Below are 20,752 nucleotides of genomic sequence, written 5' to 3'. Positions count from 1 at the left end.
CGTCCGCCCAGCACACATTTTGGAGCAGCTTTCGTGTCAGTGCATTCGCCAGAGATCGCGCCGGGCGCGGTCACGGTGATCCGCCGCAACGGCGCGGTGTCCCCGTTCGAGTCGGGCAAGATCTCGGTCGCGATGACCAAGGCCTGGCTGGCCGTGGAGGGCACCGACGCCGGCGCCTCGCCGCGCGTACGGGAACAGATCGCCGAGCTGACCCAGTCGGTGGAACAGGCTCTGTTGCGGCACGCCGGTCCGGACCGGCCGCTGCACATCGAGCAGATCCAGGACCAGGTCGAACTGACCCTCATGCGGGCCGGGCACCAGAAGGTCGCCCGCGCTTACGTGCTCTACCGCGAGGAGCACACCAAGGCCCGCGCGGAGTCCACGCCCAAGGCCGCGCCGCAGTTCTCGGTGCGTCAGGCCGACGGCACGCTGGCCCCGCTGGACACCGCGCGGCTCGCGCTGGTGATCCAGGAGTCCTGCGCCGGGCTGACCGCGGTCTCCGCGGAGACCGTGCTCGCCGAGACCATGCGCAACCTGTACAACGGGATCAGCCCGGCCGAGCTGAGCGTGGCGCCGGTGATGGCCGCGCGCACCATGGTCGAGAACGACCCGAACTACTCCTACGTCAGCGCCCGGCTGCTGCTGGACAAGGCACGCGGTGAGGCCCTCGGCTTCCTCGCGGGCGAGGAGCGGGTGGCCAGCCACGCGCAGATGACCGAGCAGTACCCGGTCTACTTCGCCGAGTTCATCCGCCGCGGCGTTGAGCTGGACCAGCTCGACACCGAACTGGCCAAGTTCGACCTGGAGCGCCTGGGCGCGGCCCTGGTCGCCGACCGCGACCTGCAGTTCCAGTTCCTCGGCATGCAGACCCTCTACGACCGGTACCTGTTGCACAGCGACGAGGTCCGCTACGAGCTGCCGCAGGCCTTCTTCATGCGGGTGGCCATGGGCCTGGCGCTGCGCGAGGACGACCGCGAGGCGCGGGCGATCGAGTTCTACGACCTGATCTCCAGCTTCGACTTCATGTGCTCCACCCCCACGCTGTTCAACGCGGGCACCACCCGCTCGCAGCTGTCCTCCTGCTTCCTCACCACGGTCGGCGATGACCTGGAGGGGATCTTCCACGGCATCAGCAACAACGCGCTGCTGTCCAAGTACGCCGGCGGGCTGGGCAACGACTGGACCCCGGTGCGCGGTATCGGCGCGCACATCAAGGGCACCAACGGCAAGTCCCAGGGCGTGGTGCCGTTCCTCAAGATCGCCAACGACACGGCGGTCGCGGTCAACCAGGGCGGCAAGCGCAAGGGCGCGGTCTGCGCCTACCTGGAGACCTGGCACATCGACGTCGAGGAATTCCTCGACCTGCGCAAGAACACCGGCGACGACCGGCGGCGCACGCACGACATGAACACCGCGAACTGGGTGCCGGATGAGTTCCTGCGCCGGGTGCGCGCCGACGGCCAGTGGACGCTGTTCTCCCCGGACGAGGTCCCGGACCTGCACGACGCCTACGGCCTGGAGTTCTCCCGCAAGTACGCCGAGTACGAGGCGGCCGCCGACCGCGGCGAGATCCGGGTGTTCCGCCGGGTGCAGGCCAAGGACCTGTGGCGGCGCATGCTGACCATGCTGTTCGAGACCGGTCACCCGTGGATCACCTTCAAGGACCCGTGCAACCTGCGTTCCCCGCAGCAGCACTCGGGTGTGGTGCACTCCTCGAACCTGTGCACCGAGATCACCCTGAACACCACGATCGACGAGGTCGCGGTGTGCAACCTCGGCTCGGTCAACCTGGCCCAGCACATCACCGCCGACGGCATCGACCACGCCCGGCTGGAGAAGACCGTGCGCACCGCGGTCCGCATGCTGGACAACGTGATCGACGTCAACTTCTACACCATCCCCGAGGCGCGCCGGTCCAACATGCGGCACCGTCCGGTCGGCCTTGGCCTGATGGGCTTCCAGGACGCGCTCTACGCGCTGCGCCTGCCGATGGCCTCGCCGGGCGCGGTGGAGTTCGCCGACCGCAGCATGGAGGAGATCTCCTACTACGCGATCTCGGCCTCGGCCGAGCTGGCCGCCGAGCGCGGCGCGTACGAGTCCTTCCCCGGTTCGCTGTGGAGCAAGGGGATCCTGCCGATCGACTCGGTGCAGATCCTGGCCGACAACCGGGCAGGCGACCTCGCGGTGGACCGTTCGTCCACTTTGGACTGGGACACGCTGCGGGCGCGCGTGGTCGAGGTCGGCATGCGCAACTCCAACGTGATGGCGATCGCGCCGACCGCGACCATCGCCAACATCACCGGGGTCAACCAGTCGATCGAACCGCTGTACCGCAACCTGTACGTGAAGTCGAACATGTCCGGCGACTTCACCGTGGTCAACCCGCAGCTGGTGCGCGAGCTGAAGGAGCGCGGGCTGTGGGATGAGGTCATGATCGGCGACCTGAAGTACTTCGACGGCAGCCTCGGCGCCATCGAGCGCATCCCGGCCGAGCTGAAGTCCTTGTACGCCACCGCGTTCGAGCTGGACAGCGAATGGCTGATCGAGGCGGCGGCGCGGCGGCAGAAGTGGATCGACCAGGCCCAGTCGCTCAACCTCTACATGGCCAAGCCCAGCGGCAAGAAGCTGGACTCGCTCTACCAGCTGGCCTGGCTGCGCGGCCTGAAGACCACGTACTACCTGCGCGCGCAGAGCGCCACGCACGTGGAGAAGTCCACCCTGCGCGGCACCGACGGCAAGCTCAACGCCGTCTCCCCCGTGCTGGTGGCGCCCGAGCCCGCCCCGGCCGCGGTCTCCCCCGCCGCCGCCCAGGCCGCCGAGGCGCTGGCCTGCTCCATCACCGACCCGGACTGCGAGGCCTGCCAGTGACCGCCCTTGAACCCTCCGTGGACGCCACCGGCCTCGGCCAGATCGACCGCAGTGGCGGCCGGGTCAGCGTGGACGACAAGGCGATGATCAACTGTCGCGCCGACGTCAACCAGCTGCTGCCGCTGAAGTACAACTGGGCGTGGGACAAGTACCTCGCCGGCTGCAACAACCACTGGATGCCCACCGAGGTCTCCATGCAGGCCGACATCGCCCTGTGGAAGTCCCCGACCGGGCTCACCGACGACGAGCGCCGGGCGATCAAGCGCAACCTGGGCTTCTTCGCCACCTCGGAGTCCCTGGTGGCCAACAACATCGTGCTCGCGGTGTACCGCCACCTGACCAACCCGGAGTGCCGCCAGTACCTGCTGCGCCAGGCCTTCGAGGAGGCCGTGCACACCCACACCTTCCAGTACATCTGCGAATCGCTCGGCCTGGACGAGGGCGAGCTGTTCAACATGTACCGCGAGGTCCCGTCCATCACGGACAAGGCCGCGTGGGCGCTGCAGTACACGCAGAACCTGGAGGACCCGGAGTTCAGCACCGGCACCCCGGAGAAGGACCAGGCGTTCCTGCGGGACCTGGTCGCCTTCTACGTGGTCTTCGAGGGCATGTGGTTCTACACCGGCTTCGCCCAGATCCTGTCTCTTGGCCGCCGGAACAAGATGGTCGGCATCGCCGAGCAGTACCAGTACATCCTGCGCGATGAGTCGATCCACCTGAACTTCGGCATCGACGCGATCAACCAGATCAAGATCGAGAACCCGCACCTGTGGACCGAGGCGTTCCAGGCCGAGATCCGCACCATGCTCCGCGAGGCCTGCGAGCTGGAAGTGGCCTACGGCCGCGACACCATGCCCAACGGCCTGCTCGGCCTCAACTCCGAGCTGTGCGAGCAGTACATGCACTTCATCACCAACCGGCGCTGCGCCCAGATCGGCCTGACCCCGGTGTTCCCGGAGGCGGACAACCCGTTCCCGTGGATGTCGGAGATGATGGATCTGAAGAAGGAGAAGAACTTCTTCGAGACCAGGGTCATCGAGTACCAGACCGGTGGCGCGCTCGACTGGGACTGACCTGATCGTGTGGGGTCGCCACGGCTGCGGTCGCGGCGACCCCACACGCAGCTAACCTGATGCCATGGCCTCGGTTACCTTGCGTGACTTCGTCTGGACCGTCGATCCCAAGCTGGTTGGGGTAGAAGGAATTTCGGCCGAGCTGAGGCCGCGAACCCGCAAGATCGACATCAACATCGCTCGCCTGGTCCGAATCAACACACTGGCCACATCCTGCCCAGCCCGGTTCGACAGCTACTTCCCTGAAGCCCGGATTCTTCTGTCCTATTTGGACACTCCCCTGGACGGACCGCTGCGACTCCGTCCGGATGTGACACGAACCAGCTCTCATCACATTCGACACTTCGTGGTGGAGTCGCTGGGACTGGCCATGCTCACCGCCGCGGTGGAGGCCAGCGGCCGTTGGCATCGCCGGGGCTCCCTGCATCATCTCGACGCGTTGCCGATCGGGCCGGGCAGATCCTACCGGAAGCCAGGAATCAAGCCAGATCTGCTGTTCGGCTGGCCCAAACGTCGACTCGCCGGCGAGGCCAGGGGACGTTACCGGAAGGCGCCGTCGAGGGCGTTGGCTGCCAATCTGAGACGTCTCGATGAGCTTCTGAGGTGGTCCCAGTACCACCAGGATCATCCGTTCGTCATGAGCTGGGCATATGCGAACGAACAGGAGATCACCGTGGATCTGTTCGTTCCTCGCAACAAGCCACGTCAGCCAGCCGGCCAGGCTGACGACACCGCACAGGACGCAGACGGCACGTCGCAGAAGGTGGGAGTGCTGGCCAACGAGTCGCAGGTCGAGCAAAATTCCTGGCGGCAGGATCATCCCGTTGGGATCGCCAATGATGACTGGACTCCAGTCTCATGGCTTGCTGAACGTGCACAGGGCCAGGTGGCCAGTGTCCAAGAGACCCTGTTCACCACCGCCCCTCCGGTGGGTCGCCGCGTGTCAGGACGACGCCTCCACGGCGCATGGGCTCCACTCGACCTGTTCGGCCGCGCGGATCGACGGCTCGCCTTCGGTCTCCTCCACCAGGATTTGTCGCCGGGGGAGCAATCCGAGATGGTGGACCGCGTCAGTCGGCGGACAGACGGGAACCCGGGCACGGCCTTGGATATCTCAGGCCGATTGGTCGTGCTGGTAACAAGCGACACGGATGGTGACCCGTGGGATCTGCTCGCCGATCGGGAGTAGTGACTGCAATCGGATAGCCCGGTAACACACTGTTGTCCCCCATTAGTGGCTTACCCAGCGACATCAGTTCTACTTTCAACCTCCACCCTCCCTATTCCGCCCAGACGCGGGCCCAGGGCCTGCGGAAACGAGGTCGGGCAGATCGAGCGCGGCCGAGCGGAGCGGATCTCACACCTTCGACCGGGTGCGTCCGGCGGTATCCGGGGGTTCAATGGTTTTACACAAGCCGTGAGTGGGGCATGATGCGCGCGCGGGTGTGTTTCGAGCAAGGGGACGTGCATGGACGTGAGCAGTCGTCCGGCCGGTGATCGCCGGTGGCTGGTCTACCTGCTCATCGGGCTCGCCTTTGTCGGGGTCTACTACCTGATTCCCAACGACGACACCGGTCGCATCGCCCGGTTCGTGGTGTATTGCCTGATCACCTCCTCGGCCGCGGTGGCCGCCCTGTACGGGGTGCGGCGCAACCGGCCGCGGCCGCTGCGGCCCTGGACGCTGATCGCGCTGGGCCAGGTCGTCTACGCGGTGGCCGACATCTGCTTCTACGTGGCGCACTACGTGCTGCGCGACCACAGCTACCCGAACGTGGCCGACATCTTCTACCTCGGGCACTACCCCCTGGTGGTGGCCGGTCTGCTGCTGCTGATCCGGATGCGCAGCCCCGGCCGGGACATGCCGGGCGTGCTGGACGCGGCCGTGCTCTCGGTCAGCGCGGGCATGATGTCCTGGCTGTACCTGATCGGCCCGCGGGCCCGGCTGGACTCGCCGCTGCTGGTCAAGGCGGCCTCGCTGGCCTACCCGATGATGGACCTGGCGATGCTCGCGGTGGCCATCCGGCTGATCATGGGCGGGGGCAGGCGCCCGGCGGCGTTCACCCTGCTGAGCACCAACCTGCTGGCGTTGTTCGCGGCCGACTCGCTCTACGTGCTGCAACAGCTCGACGGCAGCTACGCCGCCGGCAACTACCTGGACGCGATCTGGCTGACCTCCAACCTGGCCCTGGGCGCCGCGGCCCTGCACCCGACCATGCGCCAGCTCGGCGAACGCTCCACCCAGGACGCCGACACCGGGCCGAGCCTGGCCAGGATGGCGGTGCTGTCCGCGGCCGCGCTGCTCGCGCCGGTGCTGCTGCTGGTGCAGAGCGCGCACGGGGACATGACCGGGGTGCCGGTGATCGCGGTGGCCTGCGCGCTGCTGTTCGGGCTGACCATCGCCCGGCTGGCCGGCCTGGTCTCGGCGCAGCGGCGGCTGGCCATCACCGACGTGCTCACCGGCCTGTACACCCGGCGGTTCTTCGAGGCGCACCTGCCGATCGAGATCGCCAGGGCGAAACGCGCGGACGGGCACCTGGCCGTGTTCATCGTGGATGTCGACCACTTCAAGTCGATCAACGACCGGTACGGGCACCCGGCGGGTGACCACGTGCTGGTGGAGATCGCCAACCGGCTGCGCGCCTGCGCCAGGGCCGGGGACGTGGTGGCCCGCTACGGCGGCGAGGAGTTCGCGCTGCTGTTCCCCGACACCAGCCCCACCGAGCTGCCAGGGATAGCGGAACGCCTGCGGCACTGCGTGGCCAGCAGCCCGATCACCGTCTCGGCCGACACCTGGATCGCGGTCACCGTCTCGGTGGGCACGGCCTGTTTCCCGCTGCACGGCGAGCAGCCCAGCGAGCTGGTCGCGGTGGCCGACCGCGCACTGTACGCGGCCAAGGCCCAGGGCCGGGACCGGATCGTGGTCGGCCGCGCCCCCGAACCCCCGGCCGGGCGGATGGCCGATCACGCGGCCATGGTCGACTACCTGCGGCACGTGGCCGATGAGGTGGACGGCAAGCTGGCCGGTCAGGAGCACAGCCGGGCGATCAGCCGGTGGGCCCGCGAGGTCGCCGAGGTGATGAAGCTGGGTCCGGAGGCCGCGCACCAGGCCGGGCTGGGCGGACGGCTGCACGACATCGGCAAGATCGTGGTGCCGCCGGAGGTGCTGACCAAACCGGGCAGGCTGGACGAGGCCGAGTGGGAGCTGATGCGCCAGCACCCCGACCACGGCTACCGGCTGGCCGCGATGGTGCCCGACTTCGAGGTCATCGCCGACATCATCCGCCAGCACCACGAACGCTACGACGGCAGCGGCTACCCCCAGGGCCTCTCCGGCACCGACATCCGGATCGAGGCCCGGATCATCGCGGTCTGCGACGCCTGGGCGGCGATGTGCTCGGACCGCCCGTACCAGCGGGCTTTGCTGGCCCGGCAGGCGATCCAGGAACTGCGGCTGGGCAGCGGCACCCAGTTCGACCCGGACGTGGTGGCCGCGTTCCTCAAGCTCCAGCGGCGCGGAGCGGTGGGCACGCTGCGCCCGATCCGCCCCGCCACCGAGGAAGCCCAGGACCGCAGCTACCGGACGTGATCGTCCAGGCTGTTCCAGAAGGACAACTCATAGGCCTGCAACAGCCGCCCGTACCCGTGCGCGGCATGCACCGAGTCCCCGGCTTCAAGCCCCGCCCGCACCGCGTCCATGGCCAGCTCCAGGAGCTGCGGCGCCGGCGCGGCGAAGAAGTCGAAGAACCCGCGCCCCGCCTCGCTGAACCCGTAGTGGCTCTCCAGCGCTCGTGACACGGTCCCGCAGTACTCGCCCCAGGCGCCGAAGTTGACGTTGAGCGCCAGGATCACCGAGGTGATGTCCCCGTTCAACGCCAGCCAAGCCAGGTACGACGGATAGGCCTGACACCCCGGCAACGGCTGATAGTCCCGCAGCCCGTCCTCATCCAGCCCCGCCGCCGCCGCGAAGTCGACAACCCGCTCCAGCGCGATGCCCTCGCCCGCGGCCATGGTGGCGAAGTACTGCTTGGCCGCCGGCGTCTCCGCCCGCGCCGCCAGGTGCAGCAGACTGCGCCAGTCACTGCTGATCACCCGGTACTGCTCCCCGGCCAGCGCCGCGAACACCGCGACGGGCGCCTCACCCGCGGCGATCCGCGGCACCAGCCGGTTCTCCCCGTCGGCGTGCCCGAGCACATCGCGTAGACCGGCCAACGTCTCCTGCGCGGTTGGACTCATTCGCCTCTGACTTCCTGCGTGAAACCGCTGTGACGCGGGCAGCCTAGCCCGCTTTGTCGGTGCGGGGCGGTAGCTTCACGCGCATGCCGGAACCCAGCGCCGTCGAACCCGAGCTGCTGGCCGCGGCGCAACAGGACGATCAGGACGCTTTCGGGCGCCTGGTCTCCCCCTACCGCGCCCAGCTCTACGCCTACTGCTACCGCATGCTCGGCTCCACCCACGACGCCGAGGACGCCGTGCAGGACGCCTTCGTCAAGGCGTGGAAGGGAATCACCGGGTTCGAGGGGCGCGCCTCGCTCAAGGGCTGGCTCTACCGGATCGCCACCAACGTCTGCCTCGACCAGATCCGCAGGCGCCCGCGCCGCATCCTCACCGACGACTACGGCCCCCCGGCCTCCCCCGACGTGGAGATCACCGGCCCGGTCACCGAACCGATCTGGCTGGAACCCTGCCCCGACCACCTCCTCGCCCTGGACCCGGCCGCGGGCTACGAGCTGCGGGAGAGCGTCGAGCTGGCGTTTCTCGTTGCGCTGCAACACCTTCCGGCCAACCAGCGGGCAGTGCTGATCCTGCGCGAGGTGCTCGCCTTCAGCGCGGCGGAGGTGGCGGCGACCCTGGACACCTCGGTGGCCTCGGTGAACTCGGCGTTGCAGCGGGCCAGGGCGACCGTGCGGGAGCAGCCGAGATCGCAGCGGGCCGAACTGGCCGAGTTGGGGGACGCGGGGCAGCGGGAACTGCTGGCAGCGTTCATCGGCGCCTTGCAACGCTCCGATGTGGACGCCATGGTCGCGTTGCTGGCCGAGGATGTGCGGTTCACCATGCCGCCGATGCCGTTCTGGTTCGACGGGCGGGCCGATGTCATCGCCTTCCTCACCGGGGTGGTGCTGCGGGAGTCCTGGCGGCGGATTCCGGTGCGGTGCAACGGACAACTCGCGTTCGCGGCCTATATGGACCGGGGCGAGGGGCATCGGCTGGTCGCGGTGGACGTGCTCACGGTGCGGGACGGGCGGATCGCGGCGATCACCGCCTTCCCCAGCGCGGCCGTGCTCGGTGTCTTCAATCTGCCAACGGCCTTCGCCGACCTGGCAGCGGCGGAGACTTCGGCCTATGGTCGGTCTGGATGACTTCTCTCGACGATGGTGATTTCCGCGCCCAGGTGGACGTCCGGGTACGGCAGGGCGATCTTGGTCGCGACGGTTCGGCGAGCACGATCGGGATGGCGCGCTGGCTGGAGGACGCCCGGATCCGGCTGCGAATGCCCGGTTTCGAACGACTTGTCGCCACCGGTGGGTTCGGGCCGTTCGCCATCCTGCTGGTCGGCCAGGAGGTCACCCGGCTCGGTCCGGCCGGGCCGACCGGCGCCCGGGTGCAGGTGCACACCGGGATTCGCCGGGTCGGGCGGTCCTCGTTCACCTTCGAGCAGGTGATCGTGGCCGGGGGCAGGCGGGTGGGCAGTGGCGGCGCCTCGGTGGTGCTGGCCGACAGGTCGGGGCCACTCCAGCTGCCCGAGGAGCTGATCGCCGACCTCACCGAGCTGCAGCTGCCCGACACGGGATCACCCGCACCCGCCCGACCTGGGCCGGAACGACTCCAGCGCGGCCACTACTCGTACTGGGCCCCGCTGCGCTCCCGGATCGGGGACGTCGACTCCAACCAGCACGTCAACTTCAACGCCCTGGCCACCTGGTACGACGAGGCCGTGGCCGCGTTCACCGCGCACACCGCCGGGACGGGTGGCGCGGTGCCGCCGGACCTGCCGCCGTGGTCCTACCGGATCCAGTACCTCGGCGAGGTCACCTACCCCGGCGACTACGAGATCGGGCTCACGGTCCAGGCCGACACCGAGTCCGCGCACTACGAACTCGGTGTCTTCCGGGACGGCGCCTGCCTGGGTGTGGCCGACGCCGTCGGGCCCGTGGCGGGCTGACCCGCCGGGGTTACAGGCCGAGCTGGCGGGCGATGAGCATGCGCTGGACCTCGCTGGTGCCCTCGCCGATCTCCAGGATCTTGGCGTCGCGGTAGAAGCGGCCGACCGGGTACTCGTTCATGAAGCCGTAGCCGCCGAAGACCTGGGTGGCGTCGCGGGCGTTGTCCATGGCGGCGTTGGAGGCGACCAGTTTGGCGATGGCCGCTTCCTTCTTGAACGGCTCACCGCGCAGCATCTTGGCCGCGGCGTGGTGGTAGGCCAGCCGGGCGGTGTGCGCGCGGGCCTCCATGTCGGCGATCTTGAACTGGATGGCCTGGTACTCGCCGATCTTCTGGCCGAAGGCCTCCCGCTCACCGGCGTAGCGCACCGACTCGTCCACGCAGCCCTGGGCCAGGCCCACCGACAGCGCGGCGATGGCGATCCGGCCCTCGTCCAGGGTCTGCAGGAACTGGGCGTAGCCGCGGCCGCGTTCGCCGAGCAGGTTGGCCGCGGGCACCCGGACGTCCACAAAGGACAGTTCGTGGGTGTCGCTGGCGTTCCAGCCGACCTTGGAGTACTTCTTGGACACGGTGAAGCCGGGGGTGCCCGAGGGCACGATGATGGTGGAGATCTCCTTGCGGCCATCGGGTTTCTTGCCGGTGACCGCGGCCACGGTGACGAAGCCGGTGATGGTGGTGCCGGAGTTGGTGATGAACGCCTTGCTGCCGTTGATCACCCACTCGTCGCCGTCCAGCTTGGCGGTGGTGCGCATGCCGGAGGCGTCCGAGCCGCTGCCGGGTTCGGTCAGGCCGAAGGCGCCGAGCTGCTCGGCCGCGCACAGCCTGGGCAGCCACTCCGCCTTCTGCTCCGGGCTGCCGAAGCGGTGGATCGGCATGGCGCCAAGGGAAACCCCAGCCTCCAGGGTGATCGCCACCGAGGAGTCGACCCTGGCGAGTTCCTCCAGGGCCAGGCAGAGCGCGAAGTAGTCGCCGCCCATGCCGCCGTGCTCCTCGGGGAAGGGCAGGCCGAACAGGCCCATCTGCCCCATCTTGCGCACGATCTCGTACGGGAACTCGCAGTTCTCGTAGAACTCCCCGATGACCGGAGCCACCTCGTCGCGGGCGAACTCGGCCACGGTCTTGCGCAGCGCCTCGTACTCCTCGCTGAGCTGCTCGAACATCTCATCCCTCCTGGGGAGTCACGACGGCAAGGACCTGGTCCAGACCGACCTGTTGGCCGGGCTTGACCCGTAGTTCGCTGACGAGGCCGTCCACCGGGGCGGTGATGGTGTGCTCCATCTTCATGGCCTCGACGATGATCAGTGGCTGACCGGCGGTGACGGTCTCGTCCTGGGCGACCTTCACCACCAGCACGGTGCCGGGCATCGGGCTGGTGACCGGGCCGCCCGCGGCGCCGGGCGCCTCGTGCCGGGCCGCGGCCAGTCGTTCGGTCTCGGTGACCTGGTAGGTCTCGCCGTCGGCGGTGAGCCAGCAGGTGTGTCCACTTCGGACAGCGGTGAACCGGGTGGTGCGACCGCGGTGGGCCAGGGTCAGTTCGATCGCGCCGTCGGCGGCGACACGTGCCGAGGCGCTGGCCCGCTCGGGTTCGCCGTCGCCGATGACGATCTCGGCATCCCTTGCCCTGCCCCGGATCTTGACCTCGACGGCCTCGCGGCCGCCGGTCTCGACCTGCCAGCTCGCCCAGGCCGGTTCGCCGATCCGCCAGCCGCCGGGCACATCCCACGGATCGGCCGAGCCCTGGGGTTCCAGGGCCAGCAGCCGTTCCAGCGCCACCGCCGCGTACACCTTCTCCGGCACCTCGGTGGCGGTGAGCTTGTCCAGTTTCCGTTCCACCAGACCGGTGTCCAGGCGTCCGGCGGCGACATCCTCATCGGCCAGCAGGGCGAGCAGGAACGGGATGTTGGTGGTGACGCCCAGCAGCACCGAGTTGGCCAGTGCGTCGCGCAGCCGGCGGATGGCCTCGGCGCGGTCGCGGCCGTGCGCGATGTACTTGGCCAGCATGGGGTCGTAGTCGCTGCCGACCGCGCTGCCGGGCAGCAGCGCGGAATCCACCCGCACCCGGTCGTCCGGCTCACGCAGCACCAGCACGGTGCCACCGGTGGGCAGGAACCCCCGAGAAGGGTCCTCGGCGTAGATGCGGGCCTCGACGGCGTGCCCGGTGAGCGCGATGTCGGACTGGGCGAACTCCAGCTTCTCCCCCGCGGCCACCCGCAGCTGCCATTCGACCAGGTCCAGTCCGGTGACCAGTTCGGTGACCGGGTGCTCGACCTGGAGCCGGGTGTTCATCTCCATGAAGAAGAACTCGTCGGGGGCGTCCGCGGAGAGGATGAACTCCACGGTGCCCGCGCCGGTGTAGCCCACCGACCGCGCGGCCTCGGCCGCCGCGGCGCCCATCTTCTGCCGGGTTTCCTCGTCCAGCAACGGAGAGGGGGCCTCTTCGACGATCTTCTGGTGCCGCCGTTGCAGGCTGCACTCGCGTTCGCCCAGGTGCAGCACGGTGCCGTGGGTGTCGGCCAGCACCTGGATCTCGATGTGCCGGGGCCGCTGCACGAACCGTTCCAGCAGCAGCGTGTCGTCACCGAAGGACCCGCTGGCCTCCCGCCGTGCACCCGCGATCGCCTCGGCCAGCCCGGCGTACTCGGTCACCAGGCGCATGCCCTTGCCGCCACCACCGGCGGAAGGCTTGAGCAGCACCGGGAATCCGACCTCGCCGGCGGCCTCGATCAGGTCCTCATCGGTCAGGCCGGGTTCGCTGCGGCCGGGCACCACCGGGACCCCGGCGGCGGACACGGTCTGCTTGGCCCGGATCTTGTCGCCCATCGCCTCGATCGCGGCGGGCGGCGGGCCGACGAAGACCAGTCCGGCCTCGGCGCAGGCGGTGGCGAAGGCGGTGTTCTCGGCCAGGAAGCCGTAGCCGGGGTGCACGGCCTGCGCCCCGGTTTCCCTGGCGGCGTTGATGATCCGCTCGATGGACAGGTAGCTGTCCCGCGCGGCGGCCGGGCCGATGCGCACGGCCACGTCGGCCTCGCGCACGTGCCGGGCCTGGGCGTCGGCGTCGCTGTAGACCGCGACCGAGCGAATGCCCATGCGCCGCAACGTGTCGATCACCCGGACCGCGATCTCGCCGCGGTTGGCGACCAGGACGGTGTCGAACATGGTCAACTGCCTCACATTCGGAAAACGCCGTAGCCGACAGGCTCGATCGGCGCGTTGGCGGCGGCGGAGAGGGCGAGTCCGAGCACGGTGCGGGTGTCGGCGGGGTCGATCACGCCGTCGTCCCAGAGGCGGGCGGTCGAGTAGTAGGGGTGACCCTGGTCCTCGTACTGGGCGCGGATCGGGTCCTTGAACGCCTGCTCGTCCGCGGCAGGCCAGTCCTGGCCCTTGGCCTCGAACTGGTCCCGGCGCACGGTGGCCAGCACCGAGGCGGCCTGTTCGCCGCCCATCACCGAGATCCGCGCGTTCGGCCACATCCACAGGAACCGCGGCGAGTAGGCCCGGCCGCACATCGAGTAGTTGCCGGCGCCGAACGAACCGCCGATGATCATGGTGAACTTGGGCACCCGCGCGCAGGCCACCGCGGTGACCATCTTCGCGCCGTGCTTGGCGATGCCGCCGGCCTCGTACTCGCGGCCGACCATGAAGCCGGAGATGTTCTGCAGGAACACCAGCGGGGTCTGCCGCTGGTCGCAGAGCTGGATGAAGTGCGCGCCCTTGACCGCGGACTCGCCGAAGAGGATGCCGTTGTTGGCCACGATGCCCACCGGGTGGCCGTGGATCCGGGCGAACCCGGTGACCAGGGTCTGTCCGTACTCCCGCTTGAACTCGTGGAACTTGCTGCCGTCCACGATCCGGGAGATCACCTCGCGCACGTCGTACGGGGTTCGGCTGTCCACCGGCACCACGCCGTACAGCTCCGAGGGATCGGCCAGGGGCTCCTCGCTCGGCTCGATCCGCCACGGCTTGGGCTGGCGAGGGCCGAGGGTGTCCACAATGGACCGGACGATCTGCAGCGCGTGCGCGTCGTCCTCGGCCAGGTGGTCGGTGACCCCCGAGGTGCGCGAGTGCAGGTCGCCGCCGCCCAGTTCCTCGGCGGTGACCACCTCGCCGGTGGCCGCCTTCACCAGCGGCGGGCCGCCGAGGAAGATCGTGCCCTGGTTGCGCACGATCACCGCTTCATCGCTCATCGCGGGCACGTAGGCGCCACCGGCGGTGCAGGAGCCGAGCACGGCGGCGATCTGCGGGATGCCGCGGGCGGACATGGTGGCCTGGTTGTAGAAGATCCGGCCGAAGTGCTCGCGGTCGGGGAAGACCTCGTCCTGGCGGGGCAGGAACGCGCCGCCGGAGTCGACCAGGTACACGCACGGCAGGTTGTTGTGCAGCGCCACTTCCTGGGCGCGCAGGTGCTTCTTGACCGTCATCGGGTAGTAGGTGCCGCCCTTGACGGTGGCGTCGTTGGCCACGATCACGCATTCGCGCCCGGAGACCCGGCCGACGCCGGTGATGATCCCGGCCGCCGGGGCCTCGCCGTCGTACATGCCGTGCGCGGCCAGCGGGGACAGCTCCAGGAACGGCGAACCGGGGTCGACCAGCGCGTCCACCCGGTCCCGGGGCAGCAGTTTGCCGCGTTCGACGTGCCGCTGCCTGGCCCGCTCCGGACCGCCTTGGCGGGCCTGGGAGAGCTGGTCGCGCAGGTCGGCGGACAGCGCGGTGTGCTCCTCGACGGCGCGCTTGAAGCTCTCCGCCGTCGGGTCGGCAGCGCTGCGCAGGACATCCATGTCGCCCGGACTCTCCTCATTGAAAGTTAACGGCCGTTAACACGGTCTGCCATGATGTTAACGCTCGCTAACCTCCGGCGCTAGTATGACCCTCATGACGTCGAGTGCAGCCACCCGGCAGAGTGGGCCGACCCGCAGGGAACAGCTCCTGGCCGCGGCCGCCGAACTCTTCGCCCGGCACGGCTTCCACGGCGTCGGCATCGACGACATCGGCTCCGCCGTCGGCATCAGCGGCCCCGGCGTGTACCGGCATTTCCGCAGCAAGGACGCCATGCTCGGGGAGATGCTCCTGGACATCAGCCAGAAGCTCCTCGACGGCGGCGGGTCCCGCGCGGCCACCGCCCCCGACCCGATCTCCGCGCTGAACGCCCTGGTCGACTGGCAGCTGGACTTCGCCCTGGACAACCGGGCGCTGATCACCGTGCACGAGCGCAACCTGGGCAACCTGGCCGAGGGCGACCGCCGCCAGGTCCGCGCCCTGCAACGCCGCTACGTGGAGATGTGGGTCCGGGTCATCATGCAGGCGGTGCCCGACCTGGACGACGAACCGGCGGCCCGCGCCGCCGCGCACGCGGTGTTCGGCCTGCTCAACTCCACCCCGCACAGCGCGCACCTGGACCGGGCCGCGATGGCCGGCCTGCTGCGCCGAATGGCACTGGCTGCCATCACCAGTCCCGGCACCCTTTCCGGCGAGTGAGCTGAATCGCTATTCGGGCTGTAACGCACGCTGTCCGAAATGAGCGCAAACGTTGTTCCCTGCTCCATTCGGGAAAAAACACATGAGCGCCGTCACAACCGTTTGACGGCAATCGTTGCGAATTCCTAGCTTTCGAGCCGTGAGAAATTCCGTACTCATCCGCACCCTGACCACCGCCGCACTCGGTCTGGGTCTGCTCATTCCCGGCGCGGCCGCCGCCACCGCGGCGCCAGCCCCCAGCACCGCCGCCGCGGTGTCCATCGTCGGCCTGCCGATCGCCCCGCCGCTGCGGCCGGGTGTCGAATCCAAGACCTGGAAGGTCGCCGACTACATCAAGGCCTGGGAGACCTACCACGGCCGCCCGATGACCGCCGACGAACGCGAGAACCTCGCCCGCGGCTGCATTGGTGTCACCGTGGTCAACCTGGAGCGCGGCGATGTCGGCAACCCGCCGCTCGGCCTGTCCTTCGGCACCTTCGGCAAGGCCCGCGAGGTCCAGGCCGCGCTGAACGAGATCATCAAGTCCAAGCCCAGCGCCGCCCAGTACGCCGCCGCGGTGCGCAGCCACCCGCTGCTGAGCAAGCTGGAGAACGTGCAGCGCGCACTGCCCGCCGACCTGAACACCGGTGAGCTGACCGCGGCCATCTTCTCCAAGCGGTTCTACTCGAAGCAGAACCCGAACTGGACCGACGAGTTCGCCGAGAAGATGTACCGGGCGAATGCCCGCGGCCAGGTCGACATGAACAGCTACCGTTATGTCGCCCGCCCCGGATATGTCAACTTCGACTACGGCTGGTATGACGAGAACACTCGCAACTGGTGGCACGCGAACCACGCCGAACCGGGCATGAAGGTCTATCAGAGCACTTTCGACTACTATTCACGCGATCTGCTGGATTTCGACCGCCAGGTGTTCACCGTGGCATTCGCGAAGAAGGTCTGATGAACCTCGCCGAGCAGGCCGGGAAGATCGTCCGCCTCCGCGGCACCGCCGGTAACGCGCACGCCGGCGCGGTGCTCCTCCGCGACGGAGAACCACCGGTGTACGTGACCGGGCTGCCGGACTGGGGCCTGGCCACCGGGCTGGTCGTGGAGGTGACCGGGGTGGTCGAGGTCCAACAGGCCACCGGGACCGCCGACCCGGCCGGACGGATCAGTCACGGCCTGGCCGGCGAGGTGTTCCAGCTCCGCGACGCGGACTGGCACCCGGTCCCGGTTCCCCCGACCCGGTGACCGGCGGCGGGCGGGCGACGCGCAGGGGCGTCGCCCGCCCGCCTCGGTCCGGGTCAACGTCGTTGTTCGACCCGGACCCAGTCGATCTCGGTGCGGATCACGCCGTCCCGCACTCTGTCCACACTGGACTGCGGCAGGCCCCAGTAGGGCTGGGTGACCTTGTTGTGCCCGGCCGGGTAGGCGCCGCCGAGCGCGAAGTTCAGGATCACGTACTGGTTCTGGTCGAAGACCCACTGCCCGCGCACGGACTCCACGAAATCGCGGGTGGTGCGGTGGTACTCCCGGCCGTCCAGGAAGAACGCGATGTACTGCGGGGTCCACTCGGCCGAGTAGACGTGCCACTGGTCCGCGCTGCCGCCGCCGGGGAAGTACTCGGTCCGGCCGATGTTGCCGTCGGCGGAGTAACCCGGCCCGTGCAGTGCCGCGCTGACCCAGTCGCGGTAGCCGATGTTCTCCAGGATGTCGGTCTCGCCACTGGCGGGCCAGCCCACATTCGGATCGTCCACATTGGACCCCAGCAGCCAGAACGCCGGCCAGTACCCGTCACCCACCGGCATCCGGACCCTGGCACTGACCCGGCCGTAGGTGAAGTCGTGCTTGGTGTTGGTGTCGATCCGGCCGGAGGTGAAGTCGAACTTGCCGCCGTTGGGCGTGGTGAACCCCGGCTTCCACTTCGCGGTCAGTTCCAGCAGCCCGTTGCTGACCGAGATGTTCTCCGGTGCGTCCACATAGGCCTGCGCCTCGCCGTTGACCGGGTTGAAGGTCGCGCCGGTGCGCTGCACCCGCCACTTGTTCCGGTCCAGCGCCCCGCCGGTGAAGTCGTCGAAGAAGGTGGTCTGGTAGCTGCCGCCGGGGTTCGGCGGCGCGTCCGGGTAGCGGGCCGCGCCACTGCCACCGGTGCCCCAGACCTGGAACTCGTAGAGGGAGTACCCGAACTGGGCCAGGTGCGGCGCCGGGTTGTGGAAGGAACGCCGTTCGATGCCCCGCATCCGGATGTAGCGCGCGTCCGTGCCGATGGAGACCCGGTCGATCCGGCCGACCGCCTCACCCGGTGGCTTCACATCCGCCCGCCGCGCCGCGACCTCGCTAGCCGAGGGCCGGTAGACCTGCCGCCAGTTCCGGTTGTCCGCCGAGACCTCCAGGACGTAGTCCACCGCGTAGGCGGCCTGCCAGTACAGCTCGACCCGGTTGATCCGCGCGGTGGCGCCCAGATCGACCCCGAGCCAGCGGTTGGCGTTCCAGTCGCTGGACCAGCGGGTGGCGTCGTCCCGGAGGTTCTCCGGGTAGCCGCCGTCCACCGCGAAGGCCGGTGAGTTGCCGGCGTGCTGGTAGTAGTCGCCGAAAACCGGATGCTGGTAGGCGAGATTGCGTTCGGTGGCACTGGCCGGGGCTGGCACGCCACCGCGGACGGTCACCGAGAACAGCGAGTAGCCGTAAGGGGTCGCACGTTCGATGCCGCGCAGCCGGAGGTGGCGGCCGACCACTTCCCGCGGGTAGGTGTGCACGTTCGTGGTGCCACCGGTGCCCGCGTTCTCGGTGTAGAACGGGCGCCAGTCACTGCCGTCGCCGGAGACCTCCAGCGCGTAGCGGCGACCGTAGGCGGCCTCCCAGACCAGTTGGACCTGGCTGATCCGGATGGTGGCGCCCAGGTCGATGCGCAGCCAGGCGTCCTCGGCGGCGTTGCTGGACCAGCGGGTGCCGGGGTTGTTGTCGATGGCCTTGGCAGGCCCGAAGTCCGGGTTCTCCTGACCGGAGGCGGTGGCCGCGGCCGGATTGACCGCCAGGGCCGCCGCGGCCCAGTCCTTGTCCCACCCGGGTTCCGGCGCGGCCAGTGCGGCCGGGCTGAACCCGGCCCCGGCCAGGATGGTGCCGAACAGGGCGGCGACCAGCGGTGCGATGAGCAGTCGTCGCGACAGGGAACGGTGTCGTGCGCGCATGGCGCCACCTCGCAACTTCAGGGAGGGCTGTCAGCTGGCGGCGTGAGAGCGCTCTCTCGCACTTCACTCTAGAACGATTCATGAGGTTGTCAATCGCCCGTAACGCGGCTGTATTCAGCGGGCTGAATCAGAGAGCGCTCTCAGAAACCGCTGATCACCGCGGTGAGCCAACCAGAACGCCAGGTCGCGCGTCCTTCCTGCATGTCCACCATGATCAGTCTCCTGCTCGCCGCGACCACCGCGCTGGCCCCCGCCGCCGCACCGGTCGCCGACCCGGTCAAGCTCGTCCAGTTCACCCCGGCCGACCAGGCCGCGGCGCTCGCGCACTGGACGCCGGAGCGCATGCGCGCGGTCGGGCAGGAGTCCGCGGACCGGGCCGAGCGGGTGGCCAAGCCATGGGCCGGGCAGGTGCCAAGGGGCGTGGGGCGGTTGTTCGTCACCGAGCGGCCGGGGCCGGAGACCTGGTGCACCGCCACCGCGGTGGCCAGGGATGTGGTGCTGACCGCGGCGCACTGCGTGTGGCCGGGCTTCACCCGCTGGGAGGAGCCGATCGAGGCCCGCAACGTGGTGTTCGCGCCGGGGTACGACCAGGGGCGCACGCCACTGGGAATGTTCGCGGCCAAGGCTTTCCTGATCCAGGAGACCTACCCCAGGGAGTCCAACCCCGACGTGGCCATGGTCGTGCTGGCCCCGCGCGACGGGCAGCACGTTGGCGATCTCGCGGGCACCCAGCGACTGAGCTTCACCCCGCCCGGGTCGGCACAGACCACCATCCTCGGTTACCCGGGCTCGAAGGCGGGGCTGGGCGAGCGGTTGTTCCGCTGTGAGGTCACCGCGAAGCCGGCCGGCCGGTGGAACACCCCGTGCGATATGGCCGGCGGGTCCAGTGGCGGGCCGTGGTTCACCGGGTTCGACCAGCGCACCGGGCTGGGCACGATCTACTCGGTGACCAGCAAGGGCGCCATGGAGGTGGACGAGAGCACCGGCGAGGTCTACACCAAGGAACTGGAGGGCACCCGGCTCTCCGCCGCCGACCGGGTGCTGCTGACCCGCGCGGAGCGGGTGTGAGTTGATCAGGCGGGCACGCGGTAGCGGCGCAGTGCGGTGAGCACCGCCTGCACCGCGGGCCTGCCGCGGCTGCTCTCCCGGCTCAGCGCCACGATGTCCCGGCCCGCGTCCTCGGCGTCGATGGCCACCGTGACCACCTCGGCCCAGTGGCTCAGGTCGGCGATCGCGGGCACGCAGGCCACCCCGTGCCCGGCGGTGACGAAGGCGGCCAGCACCGCGTAGTCGCCGGTGCGGTGCCGGATGTCCGGGGTGAACCCGGCGCGGCGGCACAGCGCGGGCACCAGGTGGCCGAAGTAGCTGCCCGGTTCGCCGGAGATCCACTGCTCGCCTGCCAGTTCGGCGATCGGCACCACCCCGGCACGCCGGGCCAGCGGGTGGGTGACCGGCAGGACCAGGCGGACCGGGTCGTGGAAGAGGATCTCGGCGTGCGTGCCCGGCGGCACCAGCACCGGCGCGCTGTCGTAGGAGGAGATCACCGCCAGGTCCAGTTCACCGGCGGGCACCGCGGCCAGCGCGTGCTCGGTGCTGACGTGCCAGGCCTCCACCCGCAGCCGGGGGTGCTCGGTGTGCAGGTCGGTGAGCACGCTGGGCATGACGCTGCTCGCGATGGTCTGCACCGCACCGACCCGGATCACCCCCGAGGGCGAGCCGTGCGCGCGTTCGGCCACGGTGCCCGCTTCCTCCAGCTCGCGCAGCACCCGCTCGGCGTGCCCGGCCAGCATCAGCCCGGCCTCGGTGAAGCGCAGGGTGCGGCCGACCTTCTCGGTGAGCGCGACCCCGGCGGCGCGTTGCAGCGCGGCGAGCTGGTGGCTGGCCGCGGACCGGCTCAGGTGCAGGGCTTCGGCTGCGGCGGTCAGGGTGCCCCGGTTGCGCAGTTCGTGCAGCAGGCGCAGGGCCGGGAGGGACAGCATTGGTGAACTGTATCGAACGATGTCCGGTCAA

16 protein-coding genes are annotated in these 20,752 nt (G+C 69.4%); 10 read left to right on the top strand and 6 right to left on the bottom strand.

Going from position 1 to position 20,752, the window contains the following annotated elements; all coding sequences use genetic code 11:
- The first annotated feature begins 39 nt into the window (after positions 1 to 39).
- The 4 genes from HNR67_RS21005 to HNR67_RS20990 all read left to right on the top strand — a co-directional run bounded on the left by HNR67_RS21005 (position 40) and on the right by HNR67_RS20990 (position 7,527).
- Positions 40 to 2,868: a ribonucleoside-diphosphate reductase subunit alpha gene (locus tag HNR67_RS21005; RefSeq protein WP_312987728.1), complete on the top strand. Its 2,829-nt coding sequence runs from the start codon at positions 40 to 42 to the stop codon at positions 2,866 to 2,868.
- Positions 2,865 to 3,941 (top strand): ribonucleotide-diphosphate reductase subunit beta, encoded by a 1,077-nt coding sequence (locus tag HNR67_RS21000; protein ID WP_185003947.1) that lies wholly within the window; start codon positions 2,865 to 2,867, stop codon positions 3,939 to 3,941. The genes HNR67_RS21005 and HNR67_RS21000 overlap by 4 nt, the downstream gene beginning before the upstream one ends.
- Positions 3,942 to 4,005: 64 nt before the next feature.
- Positions 4,006 to 5,130 carry a hypothetical protein gene (locus HNR67_RS20995; protein WP_185003946.1) on the top strand — a complete coding sequence of 375 codons (1,125 nt, stop codon included), beginning with the start codon at positions 4,006 to 4,008 and terminating at the stop codon, positions 5,128 to 5,130.
- A 279-nt stretch (positions 5,131 to 5,409) separates the two neighbouring features.
- Positions 5,410 to 7,527, top strand: coding sequence for a diguanylate cyclase (locus HNR67_RS20990; protein WP_185003945.1), 2,118 nt, complete (start codon positions 5,410 to 5,412; stop codon positions 7,525 to 7,527).
- Here HNR67_RS20990 and HNR67_RS20985 read toward each other — a convergent pair.
- Positions 7,515 to 8,174 carry a thiaminase II/PqqC family protein gene (locus HNR67_RS20985; RefSeq protein WP_185003944.1) on the bottom strand — a complete coding sequence of 220 codons (660 nt, stop codon included), beginning with the start codon at positions 8,172 to 8,174 and terminating at the stop codon, positions 7,515 to 7,517. The genes HNR67_RS20990 and HNR67_RS20985 overlap by 13 nt on opposite strands.
- An 83-nt stretch (positions 8,175 to 8,257) precedes the next feature.
- On the opposite strand from HNR67_RS20985, the gene HNR67_RS20980 reads away from it, so the two are divergent.
- Together HNR67_RS20980 and HNR67_RS20975 are read left to right on the top strand one after the other, a co-directional pair.
- Positions 8,258 to 9,298, top strand: coding sequence for a sigma-70 family RNA polymerase sigma factor (locus tag HNR67_RS20980; protein ID WP_185003943.1), 1,041 nt, complete (start codon positions 8,258 to 8,260; stop codon positions 9,296 to 9,298).
- Complete coding sequence (locus tag HNR67_RS20975; RefSeq protein WP_185003942.1) at positions 9,295 to 10,101, top strand: acyl-CoA thioesterase; 807 nt, start codon at positions 9,295 to 9,297, stop codon at positions 10,099 to 10,101. Before HNR67_RS20980 ends, HNR67_RS20975 begins: the two co-directional genes overlap by 4 nt.
- 10 nt (positions 10,102 to 10,111) lie before the next feature.
- Here the strand turns inward: HNR67_RS20975 and HNR67_RS20970 are convergent, their stop codons facing one another.
- The 3 genes from HNR67_RS20970 to HNR67_RS20960 are packed head-to-tail and all read right to left on the bottom strand — an operon-like array spanning position 10,112 to position 14,875.
- Positions 10,112 to 11,260 (bottom strand): acyl-CoA dehydrogenase family protein, encoded by a 1,149-nt coding sequence (locus HNR67_RS20970; RefSeq protein WP_185003941.1) that lies wholly within the window; start codon positions 11,258 to 11,260, stop codon positions 10,112 to 10,114.
- Position 11,261: 1 nt separating this feature from the next.
- Positions 11,262 to 13,256 (bottom strand): acetyl/propionyl/methylcrotonyl-CoA carboxylase subunit alpha, encoded by a 1,995-nt coding sequence (locus HNR67_RS20965; protein WP_185003940.1) that lies wholly within the window; start codon positions 13,254 to 13,256, stop codon positions 11,262 to 11,264.
- 11 nt (positions 13,257 to 13,267) lie between these two features.
- Positions 13,268 to 14,875: a carboxyl transferase domain-containing protein gene (locus HNR67_RS20960; protein ID WP_185003939.1), complete on the bottom strand. Its 1,608-nt coding sequence runs from the start codon at positions 14,873 to 14,875 to the stop codon at positions 13,268 to 13,270.
- Between the two features lie 94 nt (positions 14,876 to 14,969).
- On the opposite strand from HNR67_RS20960, the gene HNR67_RS20955 reads away from it, so the two are divergent.
- The 3 genes from HNR67_RS20955 (at position 14,970) to HNR67_RS20945 (ending at position 16,805) form a co-directional block, all read left to right on the top strand.
- Entirely contained in the window at positions 14,970 to 15,572 is a 603-nt protein-coding gene (locus tag HNR67_RS20955) for an SACE_7040 family transcriptional regulator (protein WP_185003938.1), read from the top strand.
- Between the two features lie 139 nt (positions 15,573 to 15,711).
- The gene (locus tag HNR67_RS20950) at positions 15,712 to 16,515 is read left to right on the top strand and encodes a hypothetical protein (RefSeq protein ID WP_185003937.1); all 804 of its coding nucleotides are present in this window, start codon (positions 15,712 to 15,714) and stop codon (positions 16,513 to 16,515) included.
- Positions 16,515 to 16,805 (top strand): hypothetical protein, encoded by a 291-nt coding sequence (locus HNR67_RS20945; RefSeq protein ID WP_185003936.1) that lies wholly within the window; start codon positions 16,515 to 16,517, stop codon positions 16,803 to 16,805. Before HNR67_RS20950 ends, HNR67_RS20945 begins: the two co-directional genes overlap by 1 nt.
- Positions 16,806 to 16,858: 53 nt before the next feature.
- Here the strand turns inward: HNR67_RS20945 and HNR67_RS20940 are convergent, their stop codons facing one another.
- Positions 16,859 to 18,742, bottom strand: a complete 1,884-nt coding sequence (locus HNR67_RS20940) for a discoidin domain-containing protein (RefSeq protein WP_185003935.1) — start codon at positions 18,740 to 18,742, stop codon at positions 16,859 to 16,861.
- Between the two features lie 201 nt (positions 18,743 to 18,943).
- On the opposite strand from HNR67_RS20940, the gene HNR67_RS20935 reads away from it, so the two are divergent.
- The gene (locus tag HNR67_RS20935; RefSeq protein ID WP_185003934.1) at positions 18,944 to 19,810 is read left to right on the top strand and encodes a trypsin-like serine peptidase; all 867 of its coding nucleotides are present in this window, start codon (positions 18,944 to 18,946) and stop codon (positions 19,808 to 19,810) included.
- 5 nt (positions 19,811 to 19,815) lie between these two features.
- Here the strand turns inward: HNR67_RS20935 and HNR67_RS20930 are convergent, their stop codons facing one another.
- Positions 19,816 to 20,721 carry a LysR family transcriptional regulator gene (locus HNR67_RS20930; protein WP_185003933.1) on the bottom strand — a complete coding sequence of 302 codons (906 nt, stop codon included), beginning with the start codon at positions 20,719 to 20,721 and terminating at the stop codon, positions 19,816 to 19,818.
- Positions 20,722 to 20,752 lie beyond the last annotated feature (31 nt).

Origin of the sequence: Crossiella cryophila, from assembly GCF_014204915.1 — a bacterium.
Lineage (GTDB): Bacteria > Actinomycetota > Actinomycetes > Mycobacteriales > Pseudonocardiaceae > Crossiella > Crossiella cryophila.
The sequence above is the reverse complement of the archived record's forward strand: the minus strand, read 5'-3'. Positions and strand labels throughout refer to the sequence as shown.